Annotated in this window: 14 protein-coding genes, 1 tRNA gene and 3 pseudogenes; 7 read left to right on the forward strand and 11 right to left on the reverse strand. The window is 36.2% G+C overall.

What is annotated here, in order from left to right; genetic code table 11:
- The first annotated feature begins 37 nt into the window (after positions 1-37).
- Entirely contained in the window at positions 38-616 is a 579-nt protein-coding gene (locus C1A40_RS08260; RefSeq protein ID WP_102995490.1) for a PhnA domain-containing protein, read from the forward strand.
- Positions 617-1,291: 675 nt separating this feature from the next.
- Complete coding sequence (locus tag C1A40_RS08270; protein ID WP_102995491.1) at positions 1,292-1,570, forward strand: hypothetical protein; 279 nt, start codon at positions 1,292-1,294, stop codon at positions 1,568-1,570.
- Positions 1,571-1,915: 345 nt separating this feature from the next.
- Here C1A40_RS08270 and C1A40_RS08275 read toward each other — a convergent pair whose 3' ends face one another.
- Positions 1,916-3,304, reverse strand: coding sequence for a dipeptidase (locus C1A40_RS08275; protein ID WP_102995492.1), 1,389 nt, complete (start codon positions 3,302-3,304; stop codon positions 1,916-1,918).
- A gap of 102 nt (positions 3,305-3,406) precedes the next feature.
- Between C1A40_RS08275 and C1A40_RS08280 the strand changes: the two genes are divergently transcribed.
- Positions 3,407-3,488: transfer RNA gene (locus C1A40_RS08280), tRNA-Leu, on the forward strand.
- A 145-nt stretch (positions 3,489-3,633) separates the two neighbouring features.
- On the opposite strand, the pseudogene C1A40_RS08285 reads toward C1A40_RS08280, so the two are convergent.
- The 3 genes and pseudogenes from C1A40_RS08285 to C1A40_RS18160 all read right to left on the reverse strand — a co-directional run.
- Positions 3,634-4,725, reverse strand: a pseudogene (locus C1A40_RS08285) (IS4 family transposase); the annotation flags it as partial.
- Positions 4,726-4,769: 44 nt separating this feature from the next.
- Positions 4,770-5,932 (reverse strand): IS3 family transposase gene (locus tag C1A40_RS08290; RefSeq protein ID WP_102995494.1). Its coding sequence is split into 2 segments (ribosomal slippage): positions 4,770-5,695 and positions 5,695-5,932, totalling 1,164 coding nucleotides; the frame shifts between segments, so codons are not numbered across the junction.
- Positions 5,933-5,946: 14 nt separating this feature from the next.
- A complete protein-coding gene (locus tag C1A40_RS18160; protein WP_158651323.1) occupies positions 5,947-6,090 on the reverse strand; it encodes a hypothetical protein in 144 nt (47 codons plus the stop codon).
- A gap of 126 nt (positions 6,091-6,216) precedes the next feature.
- Here C1A40_RS18160 and C1A40_RS08295 point away from each other — a divergent pair, with 126 nt between their 5' ends.
- A complete protein-coding gene (locus C1A40_RS08295) occupies positions 6,217-8,214 on the forward strand; it encodes a flotillin family protein (RefSeq protein WP_241910510.1) in 1,998 nt (665 codons plus the stop codon).
- 192 nt (positions 8,215-8,406) lie between these two features.
- A pseudogene (locus C1A40_RS08300) lies at positions 8,407-8,676 on the forward strand (DNA repair ATPase); the annotation flags it as partial.
- A gap of 67 nt (positions 8,677-8,743) precedes the next feature.
- Here C1A40_RS08300 and C1A40_RS08305 read toward each other — a convergent pair.
- Positions 8,744-9,937, reverse strand: coding sequence for an IS256 family transposase (locus tag C1A40_RS08305; protein ID WP_102994202.1), 1,194 nt, complete (start codon positions 9,935-9,937; stop codon positions 8,744-8,746).
- Positions 9,938-10,032: 95 nt separating this feature from the next.
- Between C1A40_RS08305 and C1A40_RS08310 the strand changes: the two are divergent.
- Positions 10,033-14,646, forward strand: a pseudogene (locus C1A40_RS08310) (DNA repair ATPase); the annotation flags it as partial.
- 108 nt (positions 14,647-14,754) lie between these two features.
- Here C1A40_RS08310 and C1A40_RS08315 read toward each other — a convergent pair.
- The gene (locus C1A40_RS08315) at positions 14,755-15,447 is read right to left on the reverse strand and encodes a DUF2490 domain-containing protein (protein ID WP_158651324.1); all 693 of its coding nucleotides are present in this window, start codon (positions 15,445-15,447) and stop codon (positions 14,755-14,757) included.
- Positions 15,448-15,776: 329 nt separating this feature from the next.
- On the opposite strand from C1A40_RS08315, the gene C1A40_RS08320 reads away from it, so the two are divergent.
- The gene (locus tag C1A40_RS08320; RefSeq protein WP_102995498.1) at positions 15,777-16,790 is read left to right on the forward strand and encodes a T9SS type A sorting domain-containing protein; all 1,014 of its coding nucleotides are present in this window, start codon (positions 15,777-15,779) and stop codon (positions 16,788-16,790) included.
- Positions 16,791-17,161: 371 nt separating this feature from the next.
- On the opposite strand, the gene C1A40_RS08325 is transcribed toward C1A40_RS08320, so the two are convergent.
- From C1A40_RS08325 to C1A40_RS08345, 5 genes are all read right to left on the reverse strand, one after another.
- The gene (locus C1A40_RS08325) at positions 17,162-18,379 is read right to left on the reverse strand and encodes a T9SS type A sorting domain-containing protein (protein ID WP_102995499.1); all 1,218 of its coding nucleotides are present in this window, start codon (positions 18,377-18,379) and stop codon (positions 17,162-17,164) included.
- 83 nt (positions 18,380-18,462) lie between these two features.
- Positions 18,463-19,917 carry an NAD-dependent succinate-semialdehyde dehydrogenase gene (locus C1A40_RS08330; RefSeq protein WP_102995500.1) on the reverse strand — a complete coding sequence of 485 codons (1,455 nt, stop codon included), beginning with the start codon at positions 19,915-19,917 and terminating at the stop codon, positions 18,463-18,465.
- Positions 19,918-19,937: 20 nt separating this feature from the next.
- Positions 19,938-21,065: a mandelate racemase/muconate lactonizing enzyme family protein gene (locus tag C1A40_RS08335; protein WP_102995501.1), complete on the reverse strand. Its 1,128-nt coding sequence runs from the start codon at positions 21,063-21,065 to the stop codon at positions 19,938-19,940.
- A 43-nt stretch (positions 21,066-21,108) separates the two neighbouring features.
- Positions 21,109-21,537 carry a hypothetical protein gene (locus C1A40_RS08340; RefSeq protein ID WP_102995502.1) on the reverse strand — a complete coding sequence of 143 codons (429 nt, stop codon included), beginning with the start codon at positions 21,535-21,537 and terminating at the stop codon, positions 21,109-21,111.
- A gap of 21 nt (positions 21,538-21,558) precedes the next feature.
- A complete protein-coding gene (locus tag C1A40_RS08345) occupies positions 21,559-23,316 on the reverse strand; it encodes a hypothetical protein (RefSeq protein ID WP_102995503.1) in 1,758 nt (585 codons plus the stop codon).

The raw sequence follows: 23,316 nt of genomic DNA on the forward strand, positions 1-23,316 counted from the left end.
TTTATTTAGCTGTATTTTTGCAAGATAAATTTCATATATGAGCGTTTTACAGACCTTAAAAGACCGAAGCAACAACACTTGCGAATTATGTTCATCTGCTAAAGATTTATCGCAATACACCATTCCTCCATCATTAAATGAAAATGTGGATAATGACATTTTGGTGTGTAAAACCTGTTTGGATCAAATTGAAGAAAGGGAAGAAATGAATCCTAATCACTGGCGTTGTTTAAACGATAGTATGTGGAGCGAGCATGTGGCCGTACAAATCATGGCTTGGCGTATGTTACAGCGTTTACGTCATGAGGGTTGGCCAAAAGACTTGGTTGATATGATGTATTTGGATGATGACGCTTTAGCACTAGCACGCGCTACTGGCGAGCATGAAGATGAGGCTAACAAAATTATTCACCGTGATGTTAATGGTGTAGTTTTGAGTAACGGTGATGCTGTAGTGCTTGTTAAAGATTTGAAAGTGAAAGGCTCTAGCTTGGTAGCAAAACAGGGTACTGCGGTTAGAAATATTCGTTTAGATCGCGACAATGATAAATACATTGAAGGTAAAGTAGGCGCGCAACAAATTGTGATTATTACCGATTTTGTAAAGAAATTGTAGGGCAAGAACCTTTTAAGTTGAAGTGTCGGCAATAATTTTCCATGCGCCATTAATTTTTTTGAAAACCAGCATAAAAATACCATCGGCATTTCCAACATCTCGTTTTATGTGATACTCTCCTAAAACATAATACGCGTCGTTGCTAATTTTAGTGATGTCATTTATTTTGAAATTTAATTTCCCGGTGTGCTCTTTGGTAGGATATGCCTTTAGATAGAGCTCTAGAGTGTTTTCCCAGCCTTTTGTAACACCATGAACACCGTAAACTTTAAAGAGTCGCTTTTCCAGTAACCTTCCATGTAGGATTCAATATCGTTGTTTGACCAGGCTAGCCTTTGTTTTTTTTAAACTTTTTGAATGGCTTTTTGGTCTGATGCCTCTTGCGACTGTGCCAAGCTACTCAAGGTGCATAGTAAACAAAAACATAGGGCGAATTTTTTCATGAACTTAAATTTGTAGGTTTAAACTAGAACTTAAAAGTTCTAGTAAAAGTAATGAAATATAGAAATTGATATGTCTTTTGTCGATAAAATATGCACCTAGAAGTGTTTTAACTGATCTTAAAATCTATTGGTCGATAAAATAGTATACAAATGATATTGGTTTCTTACTTTTATGGGACAACCCTATTATGGACTCCTTATTTTTTTAGTTTAACCATTTAAAACATTTAGTATGGATTTAGAAATTACCAGCTGTAATAACTTTTACAAAGTTAAAGGCCACTTAAACAAAAGTACTGTAGGCATTTTTATCAACGAGTTTGATAATATTTTTAATAATTTTGATAGTCTTACTATTAGTATTAAGGACGTTGAGAGTATGGATAAATATGGCGTAGAGGCTTTGTCTAAACTTCATACCGAGTCTTTAATGAAAAACAAGCAGTTTTCAATTATTGGTTATGGTTGTAAAGAGCTTTACGACCATTTTAAAACAGAAATTGCTGCCTAGAGCGTTCTTCATTTTCGTTTTATAAATTTAGAAGAGGCTGTATAAAAAGTTATAGTTTTTTTATTAGTTTAAGTTTGTCGAAATCCGAGTTAAGGATTGTTTTTAAGATTATTCGATAAGCTCAAAATAACAAAGAGGCTTATTTTTATACAGCTTTTTTATGTTTTATTCTGCTTAAATCTAGTAAAAACGTTTCAAGTTGACTGTGTTAGCGATAGGCGTGGAAAGCTTTTGGCGAGGCGTGCATCGAGCCAAAACTTGTAGCAGATAGCGCGACGCCCTTTCGCTTCCTTAAAAAGCTAAAGGGCGTAACACCATAACCGAATTTAGATCAAAAAAATAAGTTTATTTTGAAAGTTCGGTGAAATATTTATAGAATAAAGGGATGGTTTCTATGCCTTTTAGGTAGTTCCAAATACCGAAATGCTCGTTTGGTGAGTGGATGGCATCGCTGTCTAAACCAAAGCCCATTAAAATGGTTTTACTTTTTAATTCTTGTTCGAAAAGGGAAACAATTGGGATGCTGCCACCACTACGTTGCGGTATTGGCGTTTTTCCAAAGGCATCGCGATAGGCGTTGGATGCGGCTTGGTAACCAATACTATCGATAGGCGTGACGTAACCTTGTCCGCCATGATGCGGGTTTACTTTAACTTTTACGCCTTCGGGAGCGATGGCCTCAAAATGTGTTTGAAATAAATTCGTGATTTCCTTCCAGTCTTGATTTGGCACCAGACGCATCGAGATTTTTGCATAGGCTTTGCTGGCGATAACGGTTTTTGCACCTTCGCCTGTATAACCTCCCCAGATACCATTAACATCTAAAGTTGGTCTAATGGAGTTTCTTTCGTTGGTAGTGTATCCTGCTTCGCCATAAACAGTATCAATATCTAAGGCTTTTTTATAGTTTTCTAAGTTAAATGGCGCTTTGGCCATTTCGGCACGTTCTTCTTTAGATAGTTCTTCCACACGATCGTAAAAACCTGGAATGGTGATGTGATTGTTTTCTTCGTGAAGTTGTGCAATCATTTTGGTTAACACGTTTATGGGGTTGGCTACGGCACCGCCATACAATCCGGAATGTAAATCGCGATTAGGACCCGTAACTTCCACTTCTACATAGCTTAAACCACGTAATCCTGTGGTTATTGATGGCACGTCGTTAGCAATCATGCCTGTGTCGGATATTAAAATAACGTCGTTTTTAAGCTTATCGTGGTTGTTTTTAACAAAGTCCCCAAGGTTAACGCTACCAACTTCTTCTTCACCTTCAATCATAAATTTCACATTGCAGGGTAGCTGGTTTGTGTTGGTCATAAATTCCATAGCCTTAACATGCATGTACATCTGGCCTTTATCATCGCAGGCACCTCTGGCGAAAATGGCACCATCGGGATGCTTATCGGTGGTCTTGATTACGGGTTCAAATGGTGGGGAATCCCATAAATTGATAGGGTTTGGTGGTTGCACATCGTAATGTCCGTAAACCAAAACCGTGGGTAGATTTTTATCTATTATCTTTTCACCATAAACGATAGGATTGCCTGGGGTTTCATTAATTTCAACAAAATCGCAACCGGCTTGTTCTAAACGGAGTTTAACGGCTTCAGCGGTTTTTAAAACATCGGTTTTATAAGCAGAATCGGCGCTAATAGACGGGATTTTGAGGAGTTCAACCAGTTCGTTTAAAAAGCGTTCTTTGTTTTCTTGGATGTATTTTTGAATATCTTTCATGCTATTTTTTCTTAAGATTGTATCAAAAGTATAAAAAAGAAACTTTTTTTGGTGTTATAAAGTTTGCAATTTAAAAATCTTGTTTATATTTGCAGTCCTTTAGCGGGCGTGGTGGAATTGGTAGACACGCTAGACTTAGGATCTAGTGCCGCGAGGTGTGGGAGTTCGAGTCTCCCCGCCCGCACGATTTAAAGGAAAAAGCCGACTTTTTTAAGTCGGCTTTTTTGTTTAAAATTATTGTTGTCCGATAAAAAACAGAATTAGCTAAAAAAGCGTTGGTGTTGGCCTTTTTTATTGATCGCACTCTTTATTTTGAAAACAGAACCTCCTTATGGGTCAAAAAGGCTTAATTGCCCAATGTTTTTGGTTGTAATCTCTTCCCAATTAGCTTCTGGGTTTTTCAGGAATTTGAACAAATCGATATATGTCATCAAATGGTATCGTATGACGGACATCATATTGGAATAAGCCCAGTTTCTTTGGGCTTTTCTTTGGATCACAAGCATAATGAGCTGGATTATCAAACTGACCCAGATTTGTATTTCGATGGCATTTTGATTGTCTCCCAAAAAATACTTTAGCGGAAAGTTCTGTTTAAGCCGCTTAAACATCGTCTCAATCTGCCACCTATTTTTATAGATGTCGGCTATTTTGTCTGCATCAAGATCATAATTATTAGTGATGAACTCATAAACTTTTTGGTGCTTTTCGTGCCAAAAAGCGATTCTCCTCAGGGAAAAAGCATTGCCGTTTTTGTCCGTAAGCCCTATTTTTTCGTCCTTTAAGACAGCATCGTCCACTTTATTGGAGATATCAAACTCTTCAAGGCTTGTATAGCGAGCATTGTCCTTTTGCCGAGTCACAAAGTAAACATCTTCCAGTGTCCATTTTTGGTATTGCTCATAATCCACATACCCTTTGTCAAAAACCACATAAGAGCCCTTCTTGAGTTCCAGGTCTTTTAAAAAGGTGTGGTCGTGCGTGGCCGCGCTTGAAAACTTAATCAGACAAGAAACGTCTTCCATGGCGTTTATCATAGTATGCATCTTGATACCTCCTTTCTTTTTGCCGTTGAGCGGGTTCCTTCCTACACCTTTAAGAATGTCACTAAATAGGGGGATGGTCGAGGAATCAACGATTTTAAGGTTCTTCACTGCAGGTTCTAAGGGTCTGCTGTCCGATAAAAAGCGATGGTAACGTTTGTAGAGTAAATGATAAATATCGGCAAATACTTCAGAGCTTCTTCTCCTGTTAGCATCTGACAAGGTACTGCGTTTTGGAAAGTCCGTGAGTCCTAGATGGTTGATCTTTCCCTCGCAGGCAAGCATAATACTGGAAACCTCACGAAGTGAGCTACAGCCACTGATCACGGTAAATACCATAGTGGCCAAATGCTCATAGGTGGTAAACTTTTTGGTATAGCGATCGCTGTTGGACTACCTAATAAATTTGGTACTATTTTATACTAAGCAGCTTTGTTAATAAATCCTTTTAATTGTAATTCTTTTTCAAGAGGCGTCATGTATCCTAAACTAGAATGTAATCTTTGAGTGTTATACCAGTTTAAATATTGATCAATAGATTTGTATAATTGATTATAAGACGTATACTTAAATCTGTTAATCCACTCATATTTAATGGTTTTAAAAAAACTTTCAGCTACAGCATTATCCCAGCAATTTCCCTTTCTACTCATGCTTTGTATCACTTTTTGATTAAAAAAGAACATATTTGTGATTCTGTTGGATGCATATTGCACACCCCTGTCGGAATGAAAAATACACTGCTGGTTTATCACTCTGTTTCTTCTAGCATCAACCCAGGCCTTTAAAACCGTATTCTCAGTAGTCATATCTTCACTTAAAGACCAGCCTATTATTTTTCTATCAGCCAAATCCATTATCGTGGTTAAATAGTTCCATTGTTGATTAACTCTTATATACGTAATGTCAGAGACTAATTTGTAGCCTAAAGAAAAACTGGTAAAATCCCTGTCTAATTCATTTTTAGCTGTTTTTAGAGAATGATTTGAATCCGTAGTTACCACAAATTTCTTATTCAATACACTTCTTAGTCCCATTTCTTTCATAAGTAACCCCACATATGAACGGGAATAAAAAAGCTTTTCTCGTTCAAGTTGTTTTTGAATTCGATAGCTACCATAAATCTGTTTACTATTGTCAAATATAGCTTCGATTCTGTCTTTTAAAAATGATTTAGAGGAATTAACCTTTAAGGTGTCTTTGGTTTTAAGCCAATGGTAATAAGCATTTTTACTAACCTTCATGCATTTGCACATCTTTTCGACAGGATAAGTATTTTTGTTTGATAAAATGAAGTTATACCTTATCAGTCGCTCTTGGAAAAGATGCTCACCGCCTTTTTTAAGATGTCACGTTCCATTTTAACATCTCTTAATTCCTTTTTTAATGCTATAAGTTCTTGATGTTCTTTGGATTTAGGTTCATTTTTAGAAAAATCTCCTCCTTTTAAATCATACTCTTGTTTCCATCTATTAATAACACTTGTATGAACTCCATATTCTTCACTCAGTTGTTTTGTTGGTATACCAGATTTGGATAAATCTAATATCATCGATTTAAACTCATTGTCATATTTTTTTCCCATAATTCAAATATAGTTTATACTCTATATAAAACCGTCACAACAAAGGTAGACACTTCACTGTTGTGCTTTTTGGCTGTCCGATGAACATCTTTGGGCAAAATGAAATTTAATACCTGTTTGATTATGGGTTGTCCGCTAAAGTTTTTACTTTTATTCATATCTTGGATGTGTGATAACTTCAAGATACAAAATAAGCGGGAAATCCTATCTTGGAAATCCCGCTTTTAAAATCTTTTATCGGACACTAATGATTCCTAATCATCGTTTATTTCGCGATAATCGCGATGTTTTACAAAAAAATACCGCAAGGACAAGCGCTCATTAGAACAGGGTTTGGTGGAACAAAAGTAGCGACCGACAAAGGTTTGTATACCGTTCCTGTTTTTCATAAAACAGAAATTATGGATATTTCGGTTAAGAAAATCCAAATTGAAAGACTGGCTCATGAAGGTCTTATTTGTAAAGACAACATGCGTGCAGATATCAAAGTGGCCTTTTTTGTTCGTGTTAATAATGATATTGAATACATCAAAAAAGTAGCGCAAACTATAGGGGTGGATCGTGCTTCAAAAATAGCAACATTAGAAGATCTTTTTGAGGCTAAGTTTTCTGAAGCCTTAAAAACGGTAGGTAAGAAATTCGACTTTATCGAGCTCTATGAAGCTCGAAGAGAGTTTCGTGATGAAATTGTAAATATTATCGGAACCGATCTTAACGGTTATACTTTAGAAGACTGTGCCATCGACTTTTTAGAGCAAACTTCTGTAAAAGAATTAAAGGCTGATAATATTTTAGATGCTGAAGGTATTAAGAAAATCACCGAGCTTACTGCAGTTCAAAACATGAAAGCGAACCTGATTAAACGCGATGAAGAAAAAACAATCAGAAAGCAGGATGTTGAAGCTAGAGAAGCCATTTTAGAGCTAGATAAACAATTAGCTGAAAAAGAAGAGAAGCAAAAACGTGAGATTGCAAATATTAAAGCTAGAGAAGATGCTGAAACGTTAAAAGTTAATGAAGAAGAACGTTTAAAATCTGAAAGTGCTCGAATTGCTACTGAAGAAAAGGTTAAAGTTGCTGAAGAAAATATGCAACGTCAAGTCATTGTAGCGCTTAAAAATAAAGAGCGTACTGAAGCTGTAGAAACCGAAAGAGTTGAAAAAGACAGGTTATTAGAGGCCACAGAACGTGAGCGTGTTGTCACCCTGGCGCAAATTGAAAAAGAGAAAGTAGTTGAAGTTGAGAAAAAGAATATTCAAGATGTTATTAGAGATCGTGTGATGCTTGAAAAAGGTGTTGTTGAAGAGCAAGAAAACATGAAAGATATTCAAGCGTTTAAAACAGCAGATAGAGATAAGCAAGTTAAAATTACAACTGCTGAAGGACTTGCTCAAGAAGATTTAATTAGAACAACCATAGCAGCCGAAGCTCAAAAAGAAGCGGCTAAACAAAAGGCTGAAGAGATTAATATTGAGGCACTGGCGCATAAAGAAGCTAGCCAGAAACAAGCTGAAGCGCGTAAAATATTAGCCGAAGCTCAAGCTAAGGAGGAAGCTACTGTTGGAATGTCTGAAGCTCAGGTGATGCATGCAAAAGCAGATGCTAATGAGCGTCAAGGCTTAGTTGAAGCAACCATTATTGAGAAAAAAGCGAAAGCCGAAGCTGCTGGTATTGAAGCCAAAGCTGAAGCAAAACGTAAAGAAGGTATTGCGGAAGCCGATGTGATTAAAGAAAAAGCCATTGCCGATGCTTCTGGAATTGAAGAAAAAGCAGCAGCAATGAAAAAACTTGATGGTGTAGGTAAAGATCACGAAGAGTTTAAATTACGTCTTAATAAAGACCTTCAAATTGATTTAGCTAATATTAATATTCAAAAGGAGATTGCCGATGCACAAGCTCAAGTGATAGGGGATGCCTTAAAAGCTGCTAAAATTGATATTGTTGGTGGTGAAACCATGTTCTTCGATCAAATTGTTGGACAGATTACCAGAGGAAAAGGATTTGATCGCTTAGTTCAAAACTCTAATAACATTCAAGAGGTTAAAACGGCTATTCTAGGGAGTGATGACGTAAAGGGAAATCTCTTAGAAAAAGTGAAGGATTTTGCTTTGAAATATAATGTTTCCACCGAAGATCTTAAGAATATTAGCGTAGCTAGTTTAATTGCAGATTTGAAAATGAAATCTAACGACCAGGAGGAGCATACCATGCTTGGAAACCTCTTAAACCTGGCTAAAGGTTTGGGGATTTCTGATAGTACCATTCCAAAGTTGATAAAATAAAAGTAGAGGCTTTCTGAAAAGTCGATAATATTTGAATTGTCAGGTGAGCTTGTCGAAACCGATATTGATTGTTAATCAGTAAAACTATTTCGATAGGCTCCATATGACAGCTAAATACTTTTCAGCTTGCCTCCATTTTTAAAATTTAAAACGCTCAAACTAATTATAATTTAAAGTTCAGGACAGGATACAATGACAAAGGACCCTATAAAGGAAGCGCACGCTCAAAAACTTGATGTTGGAACTTACGAGGTTATTCAAAATCGACTTCAAAAGCAAAAAACAGAATTACAGCAACGTCTTAAAAAACTTAACGAAGGTAGAAAGGTTGTTTTTGGATCTCTAGAAACAAAACTAATCACCAACGATCGTATTAATACAGAAAATAACTGTATTGCTAGAGATATTGTGTCTCTTGGAAACACTTGTTTGTTTGGTTATAATGTGCACTTTGGCTTACGAAGAGTTTATCCAAAATTTTGTGTTTTTGAAAAATAATTTCAAAATTCATAGGTTAAAATAATATAGATTATAACCTGTTTGGAAAACAAATATACAATTGATTGTAAATTTGGCCCCATTTAAATCGTGTTTTCTTCCATTTTTTGCTGATGCTTTGAGCTGCTAAATATATGGATTTCAGTGCTGCATCATCATGAGGGAAGACTTTTTTGTTGCGTGTATATTTTCTTAAACTGGCATTAAAACTCTCAATGATATTGGTAGTATATATAAGTTTTCTAATCTCTTTTGGGTAGTTTAAAAACGCGGTCAAATTATCCCAATTGTTTTCCCAAGACTGTACGGCAGAGAGGTATTTATCTTCCCAATTTTGTTTAAAGACTTCGAAAGCCTCTAAAGCGAATTTCTCATTATCGGCTTGATAAATAGCTTTAATATCGACCATTATTGATTTACGGTCCTTATAGCTCACATATTTTAAAGAGTTTCTAATTTGATGTACGATACATATTTGACGTATACTACCTGGAAAAATAGCTTCTACAGCTTTATCTAATCCAGAGAGGTTATCCGAACACAGAAAGAAGATATCTTTTACGCCTCTAGAGCGCAGATCGTCTAAAATGGACATCCAAGCAGCTGCCTTTTCTGTCTCCACAATACTCATGCTCAAAATATCTTGTTGCCCTTCGGTATTCACCCCTAAAACTATCATACAGGCTTTAGATATTACCTTGCCTTCTTGACGTATTTTATAATGAATAGCATCTATCCAGACAATGGGATATACGTCTTCTAAAGGTCTATTCTGCCATTGTTTGATGTCTTCCAATAATTGATTGGTGATAATGGATACCTGTGATGTGGAATACTGCACTCCATAGGTACTTTCAATAAAATCAATAATATCGCTATTGCTCATACCTTTGGCGTAAAGCAGTTGAATACAATCTTCTAATTCTTGACTAATCGATTGATGTTTGGGGACAATAACAGGCTCAAAGCTCGCTTGACGATCTCTGGGGATTTTGATGCGTTGTTCGCCGTTATGAGTCTTGATAGTTTTCTCTGAGAAACCATTGCGCTGGTTGTTCTCAATTACAGAACCTCCTTTTTGAAACCCTAAGTGGGCAGTCATTTCTGCTTTTAAAAGTGATTCAATACCACGTTTAAGCAACTGTTCCTTGACCTGGTCAAAGTCCTCCTTGTTGCTGATTTTGCCGATCAAGGCGTCTAATTGTTTTTCTAAGTCTGAGTTCATAAAATAAAAATTTAAAAGTAAATTTTTTGCCTATGAATTTCAAAATCATTTTTAAACTAACTAACAGCAAAAACACAAAATAGTTTACAGTCCCCTTACGAACAGATATTGCTTTAAATGATGTGTTGAGCATTTATCAATTTAAAGAAAATAGTTTCGAAGCTGTTTCTTTAGAGCTTCTTGAAGATGAGGTTTTTAAATTAGATTTCGAAAATCTCTTTAAATACTACCGCAATACTATTTTTTCAAAGTTCGCCATCATAGGGAATTACCTCTTTATGGTTTTTCAGTTAAGTGATAGCGTTACAGATATTAAAACCTTTAAATGGTTAATAAAAGATGGCAGCCTTCAGTATATCGATAATCGAAGTGAACATGAGTATAAATTGCCATCTCAGCATGAGTTTAATTGGCAGGACGTTTCGCGAGATATGCATAGGCACGGTGTGCATGCCCATGTTTCAATCTTAGACCGAGTATTTGTAGAAACTATTGGAGGCGATTTAACTATTAAAGTTGAAGATAATACCGAAGATGGTAAAGGGATTTATTCTGAAGAAGTAAAATATAGAGACCAAACCTTAGATGATGCGCAGTATCGCTATGCAAATTTAGGCAACCTCATTGTTTTAGATGTAAAGCCATTTCAAGAAAGTTCGAGGTATTTTGTTTATAACCATAAACTGAAAGAAGTTCAGAAAATTGAAAGTATCAAGGATGCTTGTGTTTTACTTCCAGACGATCATGGCATCATTTTCCCTACGGGATATTACCTTCAAACGGGCGAGTACCATATTTTCGATAACAGTATTTCCCATGTGAAATTTCAAGAAAAGGTAGCATCCCCAAATGGTGAAGATTATCTCTATGTGTTTTATTCTGCAGAAAACGGACTCTATAATTTAATGAGTTACAACGTGATTTCGCAAGAGATTAAAACACCCATAATTTGTAATGGATTTACCATTTTAGAAGATGGCGAGTTATGTTATTTCAGAAATGAAAATGAACAAACTAAACATCATGTTATTCAAATTTGGCAAACGCCTTACATGAAAAGCGATTTTATGCCCTCTGCGCATGAAGATAACTTGCTTTATAAAATTGGGAATAAAGATATTGTAAAGGCGATGGCCGAAGTAAATGGTCTTGTAAATCTTCTAAATAAAGCAGACGATTACGAGGGCTTGTATATTGATTTGGCTAAACAATCAAAGGATATTCTCGATGCTTACTATTGGTTAAAAGAAGCAGAAACCCAGCAATTAAACGAGCCCTTAAAAGAAATTAATCAAGCTGCAAATGCCGCTATTGATGAGTTTCAAAAAGTCTTGCAGTTAAAGAAAAATGCCGAACAACAAACTGCAGCGCTTGGTGAAAAGGCCGAGCTTTTATTTAATAAAATTAAAAGTACGGGGTTTAGAAGTGTAAATGACTTTGTTAGTTTCCTTACGCAGTTAAGGGGTTTAAGAGGGGAATCTATAAGTTTAAAGGAGGTGCGTTATGTTGATGAAAATTATATAGATGCACTAGAAACGCAAATAGCCGAGCAAACCTCACGAATTTCAGAGCGTTGCGCTACCTTCCTTTTAGATGATAAAGCTTTAAAACCTTATGAAGATGAGGTTAAACTGAATGAAAAAGCTTTAGCCTCCATTAAAAAGGTGGTAGATGCTAAAAATTTAGAGGAGAAGGTAAATGTAATTTCTAAAGACCTCGAACTGCTTATCGACATTGTGTCGAATTTAGAAATTGAAGACACCTCACATTCTACCGGCATTATTAATAACATCTCATTAATATTTTCAACCATAAATCAGTTAAAAGCTGAAATTAAAAATAAGAGGAAATCTCTCGGGAGTGAAGAAGCTCAAGCCAGTTTTGCTGCGCAGCTAAAGCTTATTGATCAGAGTATTATCAATTACCTTGATATTGTCGATGTGCCTGAGAAATGTGATGATTTTCAAACAAGAATTACTATTCAGTTGGAGGGGTTGGAAGGCAAGTACGCCGATTTCGACACCTTTATTAACCTGATTATCGAGAAAAGAGAAGAGGTTTATAATGCCTTTCAGGCCCGTAAAAATAGTCTGGTTGAAAAGCGTAATAAACGGACTTTTGTTTTGCAAACTTCAGCAGAGCGTATTTTAAAAGGGATTCGTAAAAAGGCCGAATCGTTTTCGGAAGTTGCAGATATTAATGGCTATTTCGCTTCCGATATTTTGGTGAATAAAACCAGAGATATCGCCCAGCAGCTTCAAGACATGGATGATAGCGGTAAAGCAGAGGAAATTTTGTCTTTATTAAAATCTGCTCGTGAAGATGCTCTGCGAAAACTTAAAGATAAAAAGGAACTGTATGAAGATGGCGATAATGTTATACGTTTAGGGAAGCATAAGTTTGGTGTTAATAATCAGGAATTAGATTTAACCATACTTTTTGCCGATGGCGGATTGAAGTACCACTTAACAGGAACCGATTTTTATCAAAAAATAGAAAATGAAACCCTTTTAAAGTCCGAAGAATTCTGGGATCAAGATTATATTTCTGAAAATAAATACATCTATCGAGGGGCTTATTTGGCGTATAAAGTTTTTCAAAATAATAATGCCTTAGTTATAGAAAGAACCGAAGAAAATCTTTTAAACATCGTTCAAGAAGTAAGTAGTAAAGATTACTCGGAAGGTTATGTGAAAGGTGTTCATGATTTAGATGCGGTAAAGATTTTGTCTACACTAGTTCAAAAACATAAAGCATTGGGTCTTTTAAGATTTCATCCCGAAATTAGATCTTGTGCACAATATTTTTGGTATTTCACAGATAAGGAAAACCAGAAATACCTTGATGAAACTATAAAAGCTTCAGGAGAAGTGATTCAGTTTTTTCCAGCAACCCAAGAGTACGAATTCATATTAAAAAAGCTTCAAAAGAGTATCTTTAATATGGGAGAGACTTTGGGTATTTACGATGCGTCACTTTCCGCGGAAGCGGCAAAATACCTTTTTGAGGAACTTCAAAACGGCCATAGTTTTCAAAAGAGTGGTATTGCCATTCAAATAAAGGAAGCCTTTCTTAATAAATTAAAAGAAGAAAAGGCCGATCTTAAATTTAGAACAAGCATAGACAAATTGGAGTCTAACGAAGCAAAAGTGGCTTTAATTAGGCAGTGGGTTAAAGCCTTTTTAAGCAGTCAGCAAGATGAAGCGATTGGTTTGAAGCTAAAATATGTTAACGAAGTAGTTTGCCTCATTCTGTTTGAAGATGAAGCTGTCTTGAATGCAAAATTTGTATCTCCTTCGGAAACCATTGAAGGTTTAGCAGGCGAACATGAGACTATTCAAAATGGGGTTTTTCAGTTTAATTATCACGATTTTATAGCTGCGCACTCCAATTATTTTGAAGAAAAAGTTCCTGCTTACAATGCTTTTAGAAAGGCCAAGCATGAAGTGACCGTGCAGTTGAAAGAAGATTTAAAATTGGAAGAATTTAAACCGGGTATTCTGAGTTCCTTTGTAAGGAATAAGTTGATAGATCAGGTTTATTTTCCGCTTTTTGGTGATAATTTGACGAAACAGTTGGGGGCTTTAGGTGACCAGAAAAGAACAGACAGAATGGGTTTATTACTGCTTATTTCTCCGCCCGGGTATGGTAAAACAACCCTTATGGAGTATATAGCAAATAGGCTTGGTCTTGTTTTTATGAAGATTAACGGTCCTGCTATAGGGCACGAGGTGACATCGGTTGACCCGTCGGCGGCCACGAATTCTGCAACTCGTGAAGAGCTAAAGAAATTAAACTTAGCCTTTGAAATGGGGAATAATGTGATGTTGTATCTTGATGATATTCAGCATTGTAATCCTGAGTTTTTACAGAAATTTATATCCTTATCTGATGGGACTCGAAAAATAGAAGGGGTTTACAACGGGAAATCCAGAACCTATGATCTTCGAGGAAAAAAATTCTGTGTCATCATGGCAGGGAACCCTTATACAGAAAGTGGTGAAAAATTTAGAATCCCTGATATGTTAGCGAATAGAGCCGATATTTATAACCTCGGGGATATTATTGGTGATACGGCGCATTTATTTAAGTTGAGTCTTATTGAAAACTCATTGACTTCTAATCCTATAATGCATCAATTAAGTAGCAAGAATTTTGATGATGTGTATCAATTACTTGATCGTATAGAGAACGGTAATCAAGAAGCGCAATTAACAGGTAATTATACCAATCAGGAGGTTCAGGAATATGTTTCTGTTTTAGAAAAAATCATTCAAATTAGAGACACGGTTCTACAGGTTAATGCGAATTACATTAAAAGTGCTGCCATGGAGGATGAATATAGAACAGAGCCTTCATTTAAACTTCAAGGTTCGTATCGTGATATGAATAAAATGGTTTCTAAAGTGTCGCCTGTTATGAATAATGAGGAATTAAAAACCCTAGTGCTAACACATTATGAAAGCGAATCTCAAACGCTTACTTCTTCCGCGGAAGCGAATTTATTAAAGTTCAAGGAGCTCGTAGCACAGTTAACAGATGTAGAACAAAAACGTTGGGCTGCTATAAAAGAAACGTTTCAAAAAAATAATAAGCTTAAAGGTTTTGGTGATAAAAACGACATGGCGCAGCTGCTTTCACAAATGATGCAATTTTCAGAAAACCTGGAAGGGATAAAGGAGGTACTTCAAAGCGGATTGCAAAAATAGGACGTATCTCCCCGCCCGCACTAATAAAAGAAAAGCCGACTATTTTGTAGTTGGCTTTTTTGTTTGTTTATTCTGCCTCGTTTTTACTCGCAGTTCAGGTAATACTCATTAAAAAGTCTTTACCACTTTAATTCTGAAAATAATATCATTCGTTCTATACAGTCCGCCAATATTCTGTTCGGTGTAATGGTAGGCTAGCATACCTTGAATTTTAAACGTTTTGTCAAATTGGTAACCCGCTCCAGGGGTAATACGAATCACATCGCTAAACTGCGAAAGTTCTACTACATTAAAAAAGAATTCTATACCCACAGGGAAATAAAATCCGCGTTCTTCTTGGAATAAAAAGCCTTGTAACCCAATATTTGTCATAATTTGGTAGCGAAAACGTAACCCAAAATGATTACTGCGGTCTTGTTTGGTAATTAAAAAGCGTTCTTCTAAACGAAAATAGTTAGTAAGATGGATGCGTTTGGTTAAAGGAAAAGCAACACGATATCCCTGAAAAGGTCTAATTTCCAGTGAATTATTTCCCGTTTTATTATTGAAGTAAAATAAACCTAGTCCGCCAATATAAGCTTCAGTACGTTTTAAATTCTTGAAAACAAATGGGCTAATCTGTTTTTCATAGCCAGCTCTTGCAATGTATCGGTCCCAGGTATTTGAGTTTATGGTGCGGTAACCAATATCTGCTTTAAGCGAAACACTATCTTTTAGCTTCCAATTAGGATTTAAAGTAAACCACAATTGTTGTGTAAACGCGTTGTCGTCTTCAAGAGGTTTGTCTTGGGTATAGCCCATGAAGTTCCAGCAAAAAATAAGGCTATATAAGCAACAAATAAATATCGACCTGGTAGTGTTTTTATGAACAGGGCTAAAACAGCGCATGCATTATAGTGATAAGGTTATGGTTGTGTTACAAATAAAAGCATTTTTTTACAAAAAGTAAGCCGTTATTGGGTGTAAGGCACTAATACGGACGGAATTAATTTAGTGATAGTTGGAGGTTTAAACCGACTTCGGGCATAAGGTAACTCCGTGTTATTTTAAGGTAAAATACAGTTATTGGTCTTTGCTTTAAGAGGTTAGATTTGGAATATCTAAATTAATAACAACTAAACTTTAGTATTATGAAAAAAAATTACCTAAGTATTTTATCATTTTTAGCTTGTCTAGTAATTCAAGCTCAAACGACCATTTATTCTGAAGATTTTACCGATCCAAGTTATAGTGCCATAGAAGCTCAAGATTTGGATTTGCATGTCGATTGGGCAGCTGGTCATTTTAACAACGCTAGTACTTGGATTTCAAGTGGAGCAAATTCCCAGATTTATACGCAAGCAAACTTTGCTTATAGCGTATTAAGTGCGCCTATCACTGGTAATGTAGGTGATGTGATTACTGTTAATTCTGTAATGATGTTAGGGTATAACAACCAAAGCTTTAGTGGGTCAGACAAGGATATGGCTTTAGTTGGACTTACGGTTTCAGCAAACCCTACACAAGCTTCTGTTTTAGGACAAACCCGTGATGGTGTTATAATCAAAACATTAATAGCTAATGGAGGTACTGTAGAATTATCGAATACTGTAGGATCGTTTGCTAACGCATTATCGATTAGTCAAGCTGATAAAAGTGCTTATGATATTATTCAAGAGTACACGATAGGAGCAGATGCAGCTAGCACGACCAAAAAAGTTAGACTACAAAACTTAGGTAGTGGTGAAACTTCTATTGTAGAAGAGGTAACAGGAATTCAAGCCGATGTGTACAGTGCTCTTGTAGGTTCTGGTGCCTATTATTTTAACTGGTCACTTGGTTTTTATGAAGCTGGAGGAACTAATATTAATACCTTGTTACAAAACAGAATAACAATCACGAGAAATGATGTGGTGCTTTCTACAGGTGATAGAAACGAAGCTTTTGCTTTTAAAATGTATCCAAACCCTGTTGCTAATGCGTTGTATATTGATACACTAGAGCCTCTTCAAAACGTATCGGTTTATAGCTTATTAGGAAAACAAGTATTATCCTTAAATAATGTTTCTAATAGTATTGATGTGTCTTCGTTAAGTCCTTCAGTATATGTGATTAAGTTAACATCTGAAAGCGGTGTAGTAACTAAGAAATTTATAAAAAATTAAAAATAATAGTTAGTTTATTTAGTAGTTAAAGTTTTTTAAGATTAAAGGCCGTTTAATTTCATATTAAACGGCCTTTTTGATTTTTCAAGTTTCAAGTTTCAAGTTTTGAAGTAACAAAGTAGCAAAGCGGCAAAGTAACAGAGTTTCAGAGCTTCAAAGATACTAGGTGCCAACAGTCAATAATCAATAGTAAATATTAGATAGAAAATATCAAGTAGTTTGAAGCTGAGGTCTTGGGATTAAACAATCATGGTTTTTGAATGCCAACAGTCAACAATCAATAATCAATAATCAATATTAAATAGTAAATATAGGATAGTAAATATTAGAGTTAAAGGTCAACAGTCAAAAGTCAATGAAACTATTTTCAATTATTTTTTAATAAACTTTCCGGTTTTAATTTGATTGTTATGATTGGTTTTAATGAAATATATGCCAGGTAATAAATGGCGAACATCTATTGGATTAGTATGGTTTTCTAATTGTTTTTGAAAGACGCTTTGTCCCAATGAATTGAAAATAGTAATCTCAGCGTTCTGTGTGTCTTTTAAATATAAATAATCTTCAGTTGGATTAGGAAAAGCTTTTAGTTTGCTTTGTTTTGAATCTGAAACACTTAACGCATTATCCTTCGACCACACCCTTAAATAATCCAAATACATGCTAACAGGCATTGCTGGTAGATTCTTGCTTGCTCTGTCATCTACTTCGGGGTTTACTGGGACAAAGGCATTTCCGCTAAAAGTAACAAACGGAACACGCATACCTAGTGAAACGATAACTTGTAATGGGTTTTTGCTCCAGTGAGTATTATCTAAGGATTTTCCAACCTTAATACCATCGATATAAAAATGAATTTTATCTGGTGTTATTTCACAGCCATAGGTATGCCATCCTTTAGCAGGGTCGAACCTGCCCGGAAGTTCATATTTGTTAAGCTGCGCATCTGGATTTTGTTTCGGACGTATAAAATTTCTACCATTTCCAGTAGCCACTTTAGTTGCTAAGTGTAAATTCGATTCTGCATCATAAATTAAATCTTGTACCCCGTTGTAATAGTCAAACTGTTGCAACTCGACCACATCAATTTCTGTATAGATGACCTCACCTACGGGTTTATCGTCATAAAACTCACTGTATAGCCAAAAAGCAGGGCATACGCCACGTCTTTTATCAATTCCTGAAGCTAGAGGTGCTTCTAGATCTGCGCCCCAAATACGGGCTTCTACATAGCCTACAAATCCGGTAGGTAATACGTTGGTGTTTTGTAAACAGCCCGTATTAAAGTAGGTGCCATCAACAGGTGTGTTTCCAGTATTTTGACGTGCCGTAATTGATGCTGCTTGTTCGCCTTGAAAGGTGGTAGGGTTGACATTAGTGTCGTTATTCCATTTCCAAGCGGCTACATTGGGTAGGTTGTTTGTTTTACTCCACTTTGTCCAGTTGATAGTGGTAGCATTAAATTCGTCGGTGTACTCGGGGAGTAAAGTCCATGTGTCGCTTGGGTTAAATGAGTTTACAGGGTTTTGACTAAATAAACTTAGGCTTGTGAGTGCAAGGGTGATAAAAATGTAATGAGTTGTTTTCATTGTTTTTTTCGAATGGGGATTAAAAAAATAAAACCAATAACTTTTTAGGTGCTATTGGTTTTATTATGGTTTTAATTAGGTAGTTAAATAGTAGTTGTAATACGTTTTTTTACTAAGTAATCTTCTAGAGCTAAATGCGAACAGTCGTGACCTATACCGCTATTTTTATATCCACCGTGTGGTAAATAAATCGCGTATTTTACACCGTTAATATGAATTTCACCAAACTCTAATTCTTCGGTAAAGCGTTCAATGCGTTTATGGTTGTTGGTGAAAATGTACGAAGCCAATCCGAATTCGGTATCATTCGCCAGTTCCAACACTTCATCGTCGGTTTCAAAAGGCATGATACCAGCAACCGGGCCAAAGGTTTCTTTTCTGAACAGATCCATATTTGTTTTAATATCCGAAATGACAGTAGGCTCAATCCAGTTCCCACCTTCAGGAAGGTTTTCTGGTATTTTTCCTCCGTATTGTAATTTAGCTCCTTTGCTAACCGCATCGTCAATGAGGTCGAACATTCTATCGCGGTCTTTACGACTTACTACAGGACCCATAAATACTTCAGGGTTTTCTTTAATGCCGAAACCTATTTGGATTTTAGAAGCCTTTTTCACATAAGCTTCAATAAATGCATCGTAAATGTTTTTATGTACAAAAATGCGGTTTGCAGCGACACAAATTTGTCCGGTATTGCCAAATTTAAGTCCGATAGCCAGATCTACAGCTTTGTCAAAATCAGCATCCTCAAAAACGATAAAAGGGGCATTACCTCCTAATTCCATACCAAATTTTTTGATTGATGTTGTACTGTCTGCAATTACGCGTAAACCTGTGTTTGTTGATCCAATCATGGTTAAAACAGCAGGGATATGACTGGTAGTCATTGTTGTTGCAACCTCGCTGCTTGGACCAGATAAAATATTAACGACGCCAGCAGGGAAATTGATGCTATGCATGATTTCACCTACCATGTATGCCGATAGAGGTGAAAGGGCAGAAGGTTTAATAATTAATGAACAACCAGCAGCTAAAGCAGGACCGATTTTATAACCCACATTTAAAAGTGGAAAATTCCAGGCTAAATAGGCCACAGCTACTCCTGCAGGTTTCGAAATCATTTTATGAGCATGGGTGTTATCGTAATCTGGTATTTGCTCTTCGCGTAAATTTTGCATCGCAGCAGGATACCATTCTAAAGCTTCGGTAAGTCGGTCAATATCCTCTTGCGAGCCGGCAAAGGTTTTACCCATTTCATGAACCATGGCGGTTCTTAATTCATCTGCTTTATCTAAAATGGCTAAGCGCAGTTTATGCATCCATTTAGTACGTTCGGCAAGTGAAAGTTTAGACCAATATTTAAATCCTTTTTGGGCTGTTTTCAGTGCTTTTAAAGCGTCTTCTTTTCCAGCTCGAGCTACTTGAGCGATAACTTCTCCTGTAGCCGGACAAATAACATCGTCACGTTCTTTACTAACAGCATCTAGCAATTCGCCGCCAATGTATAATTTTTTATATCCGAAATTTTGCGTTTTCATTTTCAATTTTTTTATATCAATTATATAGAAAATTCTTTTAAAACAGCCTCATCCACATCAATACCAAGGCCAGGTCGGTTAGGGACTTCAATATAGCCATCTTTCATTTCAATAGCTGGGTAAGTGAGTTTTTCACGTAATCCGTTTTCGGTTTGGTCGTATTCAATTAAGAAATTGGGTTGATACATACGTCCTGGTACCGATTCGATATTGGAAATAAAATGTAGCGCCACATGAATACCTATGGAAGTTCCCCATGTATGTGGAATAATATCCACACCGTTAGCACTAGCCAAGGCACCAATACGCTTGGCTTCTGTAAGTCCGCCACTAGCACAAATATCTGGTTGGATGATGTCTACCGATTTGTTTTCAATGAGTTGTTGGAAGCCAAATCGTAGGTATTCACACTCGCCTCCCGATATAGGAATGGTCGTTTTTTGTCTCAATTCGTTATACTGCGAATAGAACTCTGGAGATATAGGTTCTTCAAACCAACCAATATCGTACTGTTCTATTTTTCGAGCTAGCTCGGTAGCTTCCCTTAGAGTGTATGCGTGGTTGGAATCGACCATTAGTTTAATATCTGGTCCGATGTACTCACGCATTTTTCTTACGTTTTCAACATCTTGCTTAATGCCTAAACCTACTTTCATTTTCATGGCTTTAAAACCTTGAGAAATGTAAAGTTTCGCTTCTTCCTCAAAATCTCTAGCAGGATTATCATGGTCTGTAAAATACAGTCCTGTAGCATAAGGTTGTATTTTGTTACGATGTGCTCCACCCAATAAGGTTGAAATGGGAAGGTTTAATATTTTACCTTTTAAATCCCAAATAGCAATATCTATGGCGCTCATAGAAGCGACTAAAATACCACGTCTGGCAAAATCTAAAGTTTTGCGGTACATGTGATTCCAGATCACTTCATTCTCTAAAGGATTTTTACCAATAACATGAGGTTCTAATAATTTAATACCAGAGGCTAACACGGTTGCAGGGCCATAACCCTCACCCCATCCGTACTGTCCGTTTGAAGCTGTAACCTTTACAACGCAAATGCAACGTTCGGCATATTCCCATTGTGAAAAGAAAAAACTCTTGGATAAGGTATCTTTTAAAATAAACGTTTCTATTTTTTCTATTGTCATAATTTTGTTTTTTAATGCTTGGTTAGCCTTTGATTTAAAGGAATTAGTTGTAAACTTCGGTGTCTGTTACCATAACATCATAAACGGTTGTTCCATTTTCTGTTAAGGTGCCTTGTCCCGTTGTTTTATCGGCGTTAACCAAATAAGTAATTTCTTCTTCCCCTATGTATTCACCGTCCTCATCTAGAAGTTCAACTATTTTAGTTACAGTAATTTCAAAGGTTGTATCGTTTGAGCTATCACTATAATTTTTAGTAACAAAATTGGAAGCGTTTACTGGTGTTATATATTCAATAATTAAAGGTTTATCTTGATATATGTTTATTTTAAACGGACCGTTATTGCTGATTTCTGTTAGGCTGAAAACTGGTGTTTTCTCAGCATCAAAATCTTTAAAATTAGATTCTTCATCACAGGCTACAAACATGATAACACATGCCAAAAGGCCAATTATATATTTCAATTTTTTCATTGTTTTTTGTATTTCAAATTATTAAGGTCTGTTTTCAATTACGACTAAAGAAAGCTCATCGAAATAGATCTCTTGTGGTCCAGTTACGCCTGGGTTATCTACATCTAGGATGCGTAAAGTGGTGCGTCGATTAGCTTCGGATGATGTTATTTTGTTGGCTATAACAAGCGGAGCATCGGCCGTTACTTTAACCCATTCCCCTCTTGGTGCAGTAGAAATATCGAAGTATAAGTAGCCATAAATAGGGTTTCCAAATTCGGTTCTAAACGTATTAATAGTGGTTCCTGGTTCAATGAATACCCAATAAGATACTTGGTAAGTTCCGGCATCAAGACCATTTGGGTTATCGGCTAAACCAAAACCAAATAAGTTAACTAATGGTATTGAGACATCTGGAATTTGGTAACGCATACTAGCGCTTCCTGTATAAGATTTCGTGGTCACACGCTCGTAAATTAAATCGCCATATTGCCCATTGCCTTGTCCTGGTGGAATCCAGTATTTTGATGATGCAAAAGCATTATCGGCATTTCCTCCGGTAAGTTCAAAACTCGCCCAAGAGTTTGCTGGTAAAACGTTGTTTCCAAAATGCATTTGTACCAGTTCTGGTCCGAATGGTTCTAAAATTCTATTGTCGGCTGATTCAATAGTGGATCCAGAATAAGAAACAGTAACTTCATCGGAATTGTAAATTGGAGCTGCTAAACTTAATTCAATAAAAGTCGCATCACTCGCACGAACTTTAGCGGTTTGAACAGGGATATCTTGATTAAATCCAGAAGTAGGATTGTTAACATGCACGGTGAAATTGCTTTCTTGCCCAGTAAATGGTAGGACCTCACCTGTTACCCTGAATGAAATGGTTTGATTTGCTGCTTCGGAAAGTGCACCATCATAAACAAAAGGTTGTGTAGATTGAACTACCTTAACTTTTAAAGGAATAATTTTTTGTGCTGAATAACTTGGAACTGGATTGTCGGTTGAAGCAAATCTAAAAGATCTCAATGTTCCTGCATTATAAGTTCCTAATTTATAGAATTTAATTTCAGTTTCGGTTTGAGCATCTGTAATAATTTGATTTGGCACGCCTTGAGCACTTTTCCACTCCGCTCTATTAGGTCGGCCAGTAGTCGTATTGTCTTTAAAGGTTAAAGAGGAGGCGGCTTCTACCTCAACTATAGGCCAAGTGCTTTGGTCGTTAATATCAATAATATCATCTTCAGAAACATTAATGATTTCATTACCGTTTTGCAACACGGAAAAGGCTGGTAATATTTCGGCATAGACATCAAAAATAAATTTGGTGTCAACAACATATTCACCATTTTCTTCATAGGTGTCAATTTTCACTACTAAAGAGTCATTTCCAGACACAGTTGGTGTTGTTGGCTCTTTAAATTTGTTGATCAGTCTTACAGTGTTTGTGCCACTATTTTTGAATAAAATAAACGCTTTTTTATGATCCATGGAAGTGCCGAGGTCTTCATCAATAAAGTTGTCTAAAGTATCACTGGTTTTAAAGCCTGTTTCTAAAAAATAGTTACCCTCTTCAATAATCCATTCACTTCTTGTAGCGCCCTGAGCTAGATTCATAAAAGGCACATGCGTATTGGCATTAATTTTAAATTGAGCTTCTCTGCTCGGTCTATTTTGATCTAAGCCTACTATCCAAGACACATCTGTTAAGTCGTCTGGAGCTGTAAAGTCGGCATATTCCTCTTCACATCCTAAAACAAGTAATAAGCTGAAAAAAAGTATATATTTATTTATGTTTTTCAT

This window comes from Tamlana carrageenivorans (assembly GCF_002893765.1).
Taxonomy (GTDB): Bacteria; Bacteroidota; Bacteroidia; order Flavobacteriales; family Flavobacteriaceae; genus Pseudotamlana; species Pseudotamlana carrageenivorans.

What these genes read in the sequence shown, in the direction of transcription:
- C1A40_RS08260 (WP_102995490.1), top strand. Translation starts at nt 38, where the DNA reads ATGAGCGTTTTACAGACCTTAAAAGACCGAAGCAACAACACTTGCGAA.
- C1A40_RS08270 (WP_102995491.1), top strand. Translation starts at nt 1,292, where the DNA reads ATGGATTTAGAAATTACCAGCTGTAATAACTTTTACAAAGTTAAAGGC.
- C1A40_RS08275 (WP_102995492.1), bottom strand. Translation starts at nt 3,304, where the DNA reads ATGAAAGATATTCAAAAATACATCCAAGAAAACAAAGAACGCTTTTTA.
- C1A40_RS18160 (WP_158651323.1), bottom strand. Translation starts at nt 6,090, where the DNA reads ATGAATAAAAGTAAAAACTTTAGCGGACAACCCATAATCAAACAGGTA.
- C1A40_RS08295 (WP_241910510.1), top strand. Translation starts at nt 6,217, where the DNA reads ATGTTTTACAAAAAAATACCGCAAGGACAAGCGCTCATTAGAACAGGG.
- C1A40_RS08305 (WP_102994202.1), bottom strand. Translation starts at nt 9,937, where the DNA reads ATGAACTCAGACTTAGAAAAACAATTAGACGCCTTGATCGGCAAAATC.
- C1A40_RS08315 (WP_158651324.1), bottom strand. Translation starts at nt 15,447, where the DNA reads ATGGGCTATACCCAAGACAAACCTCTTGAAGACGACAACGCGTTTACA.
- C1A40_RS08320 (WP_102995498.1), top strand. Translation starts at nt 15,777, where the DNA reads ATGAAAAAAAATTACCTAAGTATTTTATCATTTTTAGCTTGTCTAGTA.
- C1A40_RS08325 (WP_102995499.1), bottom strand. Translation starts at nt 18,379, where the DNA reads ATGAAAACAACTCATTACATTTTTATCACCCTTGCACTCACAAGCCTA.
- C1A40_RS08330 (WP_102995500.1), bottom strand. Translation starts at nt 19,917, where the DNA reads ATGAAAACGCAAAATTTCGGATATAAAAAATTATACATTGGCGGCGAA.
- C1A40_RS08335 (WP_102995501.1), bottom strand. Translation starts at nt 21,065, where the DNA reads ATGACAATAGAAAAAATAGAAACGTTTATTTTAAAAGATACCTTATCC.
- C1A40_RS08340 (WP_102995502.1), bottom strand. Translation starts at nt 21,537, where the DNA reads ATGAAAAAATTGAAATATATAATTGGCCTTTTGGCATGTGTTATCATG.
- C1A40_RS08345 (WP_102995503.1), bottom strand. Translation starts at nt 23,316, where the DNA reads ATGAAAAACATAAATAAATATATACTTTTTTTCAGCTTATTACTTGTT.